Genomic DNA, 6,368 nt, shown 5'->3' on the forward strand with positions numbered 1-6,368 from the left:
ATATTAGAAGAGCGATCTGGCATATAAAGCGACAACAGACCTATTTCTTAGTCATATTCGCTAAAAAAGTCCCCCGCCAATTCCCCGACCAAGACCCGAAAAATACCGGGATATATCGAAAAATGATTTTAAGAATAGTCCCCAAAAGTCTGAAATAGAGCCAAAAAACTCCACCAGTTCCGGTGGAGTTAAGGGAGATTATTATGAAAAAGAAAAGTTTAGGATTTCTATTAAATAAAGTTAGGAGGTCTTTACTTAATAACTGTATGATACAAGAGAAGACTTAAAATTAACTTAAGATAAAAGAATTATTGTAATTTTTTTCGATCCACCCAAATCATTCCTGTGCAGTCATAAGTAGATAATGTTTCAAACCCCAGTGAACGGTAGAAACCCAAGGTTTTTTCTGTCTGGTCGGTCGCTAGTTGGACTTGATAGGCATCTTTGTAATCCCCTAAAGACTCTTTCATCAAGGTGCTACCAATCCCTTGGCGCTGATAGCTAGGCAAAACAATCAAATCCTGGATAAAGACCGATGAAAAACCATCTCCAACCAGACGCACTAAACCAACGATTTCCTCGCCATCACGGGCAAAATAAATAGCCAATGAGTGAGCGAAAGATTGCTCCAACATCTGTGGTTGATTGGTATAGTTTGTCCAGCCAACTGCCTGATAGAGGGGCAAAATGTCATTGATTGAAACAGATGTTTCTTTCGTAATATTAATCATAGCAAACCTTTCTAAATTTATTCGTATATGTTGCTTGATATTATAGCATTTTTTAGGCATTTTTTCTACATCATATTTTCAAAGAGATTGTTTACTATTAGAACGTAATGCTCTTTTTTTAGAGTAAGAGTAATTGCTTTTGCAACCATCCTCACTCAAATTTGATTAAAGATTTCTAAACAATAGGACAATAACTTATCAATTATTCGGGGGAAAAGTAACCTAATTGTTCCGCGACATGAATAGCTTCCTGTCTACTGGATACTCCTAATTTTGAAAAGATGTTTGCAAGATGATTTGAAACAGTTCGCTTGCTTACATAAACTTTTTCACAAATATCATCTATACTTAGACCATTTCGAACTAATTCTAATATTTCTATTTCACGTGAAGTTAAAATATCTACCACTACTTCATCTGAAAAAATCTTTCTACCCTGATAAATTTCTATCAAATTTTGAATCAATTCTCCTGGGGCAATGCTCTTATCCAAAAATCCCCAGGCCCCCATTATCTTAGCACGATACTCATACATTTTTTTGCTATATCCTGTTAAGATAACAATTTTAGCAGAAGATCCATTTTTAATAATCGTTTGAGCCAAAGATAGCCCATCCTCCTGATACAAGCTAGTTAAGTTTATGTCAATCAGCACAATATCATAGTCATCATAAGGGAAATCCAAGACAGAAGAAAAATCATCTATCAAATCCACTCTTTCAATATCCTCTGATAATTCCAAAATCAGTTTAATACTCTGACTAAATAATTTATGATCATCAATCAATAAAATTTTCATAGCATAGCTCCTTATCAATCGGTAGTTCAATAACAATACGAAAAACACCATTCTTATCTAAAGTATTCATCTTACCACCTAGAACACTTAATTTATTTGCCATATTTTTCAATCCATATCCCAGAGAATGTTCTTGGGTAGAAATCGATTTATTTTCAGAAACTATAAAAATAACATCCTGTTTTATCTCGATTTCTAAAGAAATCTCTCCTTCTTGTGAATATTTAACCGCATTAGTAATTAACTCCTCAACAAAACGGTAGACAATTTTATCATAGGGAGTCATTAAAGAAAATTTAGGTGGAAAATATACCACTACTGAACTTTCTTTATTATATCTTTTCTTGATCCTTTCAATGAGTGCCTGATATTTTTTTGAAAGAGGTTCATCTACCTCACTCATAGGCTGGTAATAATCCATTCGTTCTCTAATTCGTTGCACTAGTTCTTCAGTAACAAGATTTATTTGATTTCCAAACATCTCATTTTGACTATAAGCATTGAAATTCTTAATAGCCATCACACTTTGTAAAATTTCATTATGGAGAAATTCTGAAAATTGCTGTTCTACAACTTCATTAGAAAGAAGCTGATTAACCATTTTATTTCGCTTCAAAAAAAGAATTTCCAGGTATTCTTTCGCATTTCTCATATCCGATACGTGAAACAATCGAATACATTCTTCGGCAACAATTGCTATAATAAGCAGAACTATATTAAAAATTAAAAAACTCACTTTCAACTCTAGTTGAAACCCGATAAACGAAAGTAGTAACAATCCTCCCACTAAAAAAAATAAGCGAGTAAAAGCTTTTAAGTATGATGATTTCAATTCATCAATTTTCATTTTTAGTGATGTAAAAATTGTTTTAAAATGTAAAAAAGTCAGTATAGATAATACCTCAATATACCACACTAAATTTAAAACACCTGACTCCACAGTATTACCATATACTACAATGTAGGAAACAGGTAACACTACCGAAAGAATCACGATATTTCTCCTTTGAGAAGCTAATACATTTCTCAACTCTTTTCTATACAAAATCAACAAAAGCAAAGGAAGAGCTGTGAGAAAAAAAGTAGTGAATATTGATAAAAACAAAAATAGTGGAAAATACATCCAGTAAGAAAAAATTGTTATGATAGTTAAAACTAGTGAAACATTTACCAATTCTTCCCCAATCCTCTCACCTAATAAAATAATCGAAAGAGAACTATAAACCAATAAAAATGAATTAATTGGATTCAATATGTCAAAAAAATGAAGGATAGTATTATTTGTTTCTTGTTGAAAAATTGCTTGCCAACTAACTAAAGATAATAAAAGTATTATCCATAATTTTAGTTCACTATATCGAAATTTGATAAAATTACAAATATAACTGAAAATAACCAACAAAACCACTAATATTAACGAAAGTTTTTGCGTGTAAGCACTAGAATAATCATTAGGAACTTTATAATATATATATACCATCAACCCTAAGTGATTCAACAACGTTAATTGCCACAACCACAGTGGATGATTTGAAATAACTTTTACAATTTTTTTCATCATAATCATATCCCTCTATTTTATAAGTATAGTATAGCATAAAACTAGAATACTATTTAACAGTATCCTAGTTTTATGCTAATTTCTATCAAGAATATACCAACTTACTTTATAGGTTATAACTAAATAAATTAGAAAGAGAAGAGCTGCCACTCCTAGATAGGTCACATCAATTGTGATAGTTGTATTGGCAAAATTTTCAAAGTAACCTAATAAGGACTTGCTTAGAGAAACCGCTAATGGAACAGCAAGTAGCAAGGGAACAAAGAAGTAACTTATAATTTGCTGAATAAGTATTTTCTTATTTTGTTTTTTCTTATTTCCCAATAGATATAAGATACGATAATCATTAATGCTGTCTAGTGCACTAGTTGAGATTTGTAGAGATAAAATGCTAAGTGAAATAATAATAAATACAACACTAATAAATAGCAATACTAGTACAATGACTCCCATAAATCCTATATAAATCTCAGATAATCTCACCTTAGTTTGATAAGTGAAGTCATTTACTTCTGTACCATCCACCGTAAAGTAATACTTATCAACCCACTCCTTCAAAAATGTTTCAATTTTTCTTTTATCAATATTTTCTTTATATTTAACCACATAAGTTGTAAAATCTTCGTTCAATTCTTTAATAACTTTATCTGGTACAATAAGAGTCCCCGAATCATTTAATCCTACTGAAGAAAGAAAATAAACAGTATCTAATGGTTGGGGCGATGCTAATTTTAAAGAATAACCGCCAATCGATAACTCTTTCTTTTGTAGTAAAAATTCTTGGATTTGTTTAATGGTTCCTTTGTAATTGGCATTTACTAGATAGGCATCATCAGCTAAGTCAATATCTTTTTTGCCTTGTAGTTTTCTTAGATGATTATAAGCTGAAATCCCTAAAATATGAACTTTTGTATTAGGTAATCCTTTATCATATTCCCATAACTGACTAGTATCTATTATATCCTTATAAGTCAGATCACTCGTATAAGTTGAATAAGCATATTCATCTTTTACAACATCAAAATCAAAACCATCCGCTTTTAATCTATCTTTTACACTCTCGTTTCCATAATGAAACTCACTACCTCTATATAAACTGACTTGCAAGTCATAAGGGGCATAACGATTCAACTCATGGTTCATGGTTGTGTATGAACTACCACCAAACACTAGTAAACTAAGAGCCAAAGTCAAGGTCATAGATAGTACTGCTAGCGTTACAGAGTTGCTGTCCGCTTGTTTGGAAAATTGGCGGATTTTAAATGAGTTTAATTTATTATAATAGACAGCAGATACTCTCTTAACAACTCTAAGTAAGAAATAACTCAAGGTGTTGTAAAAAAGAATAACAAAGACAACTAAAACAGAGACAAGTAATACGCCCCAATTTTTCAAAATAGATAAATGATGGTAATCAGAAAAGTACAGACTTGCAGAGATAATCACAACACTTGAAATAATGAAAATAAACAGTTGAATAATAGAGTTCTCTTTGATGAGTCGAGATTTTTTAACACCATTTTCTTGAATTAAGCTAATGATTTGTTTTTTTCTAAATGTTGAAACCTCCATAACACCAACAATCAAACTTGTTACTAGATAGGAGTATCCAAGGAGAGAAATTGATTTAGAATCCAAAAAGAACAAATTTCCAAAATAATTTGCCATGAAAAACTCAGAAGCAATATGAGCAAGTAAAACAAGCAAGACTAGACCAAAAGTAAAGCCCAGAAGTAAAGCAAAGATGTTTACTAACATGGTTTCAAAGAAGAGTGTTCCAATAATCTGGTGCTTTTTCATTCCAAGCGTTGCATAGAGTCCAAGCTCTTTTTTCCGTCTCCCTAAAACAAAATTCGTTGAGTAAACGATGAGAAAGGCAATAGCTCCTAGTATCAAATAAGATAACAGCCCCATATACTGGGTCATAACTGTCGTCAGCATTTCTTTCGCACCTGATAAGCTCTGCATGACAGGATGACTTGGAAGAGCATTAAAGGCATACAAAAGACTATAAATCAAAGCAAGACTTAAAAAATAAATCGTATAGGTTTGTAAGTTTCTAAACACATTGCGTAAAATTAACTTTGGATACATAGCTCCCCTCCTATCTTGTTCGTCTGTATATTTCTTCTAGGTATAAGTCGTTTGACAGTCCATTCCGCTCAATATCATCGATAATCTGTCCATCACTGAGAAGAACCATTCGAGACGAATATTTAGCAGCAGCAGGATCGTGAGTAACAAGTAGAATAGTTATTTCAAACATTCGATTAATTTCTTGTAAGAGGGACATGAGATTTTCTGAGTTAGCAGAGTCAAGAGCTCCTGTCGGTTCATCTGCAATCAAGAGTTTGGAATCATCTATTAACGCTCTAGCTGTTGCGACACGTTGACGTTGTCCACCTGATAATTGATTTGGAAATTTGTTTTTTAAATTTTGAATAGCTAATTTACCCAAAACATCATTAATTTTCTTTTGATATTTTCTAATGGATTTTCCTTGAATTTGAAGTGGTAAAATTACGTTTTCATAAACTGTTAAGGTCTCTACCAGATTATAAGATTGAAAAATATAAGAGATATTCTTAGCGCGATAATCGGCTAATTGGCTTTCTTTTGCTTGAATCATATCAAAATCTTCAAAGACAATACTGCCCGAATCTGGTTTATCAATAGTGGATATACAATTCAATAGAGTTGTCTTTCCACTACCACTAGCCCCCATAATGGCTAAAAATTCACCCTTATTTACTGAAAGGTAAATATCAGATAAGGCATGGACTAAACTTTCGCCTTCTCCAAATGTCTTATTTAATCCTGTTACTACTAGTTGTGGCATTATCGTTTCCTCCATTTCTTTTATATAATTATTATAGCTTGTAGAAAAATCTATTTCATGAGTATTTCGTGCAAAATTGAGATGTAATTGAGATTTCTTGTCTTTTTCTAGGGCACAATAAAAACCAATACTCCTCAAGAGCATTGGTTAGAAATAATAGTGATAAAACCAATCTATCCACTATTTTTTATCATTACGTTTTTTCATAAAGTAGACAATACCAATGACGAATACTCCTAGTACAAGTGCAGGAGCATAAAATTCAAGCGTTCCAATAATTCCTTCCATTATCGTTTCCTCCATTTCTTTTATATAATTATTATAGCTTGTAGAAAAATCTATTTCATGAGTATTTCGTGCAGAATTGAGACGTAATGAGGTTTCTTGTCTTTTTCTAGGGCACAAATAAAAACCAATACTCCTCAAGAGCATTGGTTA

5 protein-coding genes are annotated in these 6,368 nt (G+C 31.9%); all 5 read right to left on the bottom strand.

What is annotated here, in order from left to right; translation table 11 throughout:
• Positions 1-308 precede the first annotated feature (308 nt).
• Positions 309-731 carry a GNAT family N-acetyltransferase gene (locus tag HMPREF2704_RS09160; RefSeq protein WP_070846364.1) on the bottom strand — a complete coding sequence of 141 codons (423 nt, stop codon included), beginning with the start codon at positions 729-731 and terminating at the stop codon, positions 309-311.
• A gap of 202 nt (positions 732-933) precedes the next feature.
• Complete coding sequence (locus HMPREF2704_RS09165; protein ID WP_070846366.1) at positions 934-1,530, bottom strand: response regulator transcription factor; 597 nt, start codon at positions 1,528-1,530, stop codon at positions 934-936.
• Positions 1,511-3,091 carry a sensor histidine kinase gene (locus HMPREF2704_RS09170; RefSeq protein WP_083324097.1) on the bottom strand — a complete coding sequence of 527 codons (1,581 nt, stop codon included), beginning with the start codon at positions 3,089-3,091 and terminating at the stop codon, positions 1,511-1,513. Before HMPREF2704_RS09170 ends, HMPREF2704_RS09165 begins: the two co-directional genes overlap by 20 nt.
• A gap of 75 nt (positions 3,092-3,166) precedes the next feature.
• Entirely contained in the window at positions 3,167-5,185 is a 2,019-nt protein-coding gene (locus tag HMPREF2704_RS09175) for an FtsX-like permease family protein (protein ID WP_070846368.1), read from the bottom strand.
• Positions 5,186-5,195: 10 nt separating this feature from the next.
• Entirely contained in the window at positions 5,196-5,930 is a 735-nt protein-coding gene (locus HMPREF2704_RS09180) for an ABC transporter ATP-binding protein (protein WP_070482337.1), read from the bottom strand.
• Positions 5,931-6,368: the final 438 nt, after the last annotated feature.

The organism is Streptococcus sp. HMSC076C09 (assembly GCF_001837905.1).
Taxonomy (GTDB): Bacteria; Bacillota; Bacilli; order Lactobacillales; family Streptococcaceae; genus Streptococcus; species Streptococcus parasanguinis_I.

What these genes read in the sequence shown, in the direction of transcription:
- HMPREF2704_RS09160 (WP_070846364.1), bottom strand. Translation starts at nt 731, where the DNA reads ATGATTAATATTACGAAAGAAACATCTGTTTCAATCAATGACATTTTG.
- HMPREF2704_RS09165 (WP_070846366.1), bottom strand. Translation starts at nt 1,530, where the DNA reads ATGAAAATTTTATTGATTGATGATCATAAATTATTTAGTCAGAGTATT.
- HMPREF2704_RS09170 (WP_083324097.1), bottom strand. Translation starts at nt 3,091, where the DNA reads ATGATGAAAAAAATTGTAAAAGTTATTTCAAATCATCCACTGTGGTTG.
- HMPREF2704_RS09175 (WP_070846368.1), bottom strand. Translation starts at nt 5,185, where the DNA reads ATGTATCCAAAGTTAATTTTACGCAATGTGTTTAGAAACTTACAAACC.
- HMPREF2704_RS09180 (WP_070482337.1), bottom strand. Translation starts at nt 5,930, where the DNA reads ATGCCACAACTAGTAGTAACAGGATTAAATAAGACATTTGGAGAAGGC.